Genomic DNA, 332 nt, shown 5'->3' with positions numbered 1-332 from the left:
GGCTGTCGTTCACCAGCGCCGACGCGATATCCGCATGGATTTGCCCCGACAGCTGACGGAACGCCTGCCGCGCCTCGCCCGCCGTGCCGCTGTTAAGAACGCTTTCGTACACCGGGTTGCCCGCCGCCAGCGCATCCGCCGCCGCCGCCACCGCCCGCTCGTTCGGCGTCTGCGCCACGCTGGCGAAGCTCGTGCCGTTGCGCCCGACGCTCAGCGTCACCCCGGCCGGCTGGTAGCTCAGCCCGGTGCCGAGGAACAGGTAGTTCGGCGCCACCGCGTCAAACTGCCCGCTCACCCCCTGCTGCGCGCTCAGGATGGTGTACTGCTGGCCC

General features: G+C 71.1%; 1 protein-coding gene. It reads right to left on the bottom strand.

Annotated elements, in window-relative coordinates; translation table 11 throughout:
- Nucleotides 1–332: autotransporter outer membrane beta-barrel domain-containing protein (locus JYB63_RS22710; RefSeq protein WP_205660201.1), on the bottom strand; the 332-nt coding region annotated here is incomplete at both ends.

This window comes from Aliamphritea spongicola (assembly GCF_017051665.1).
Classification (GTDB): domain Bacteria; phylum Pseudomonadota; class Gammaproteobacteria; order Pseudomonadales; family Balneatricaceae; genus Amphritea; species Amphritea spongicola.
This window is presented reverse-complemented; position numbering and strand designations above follow the sequence as displayed.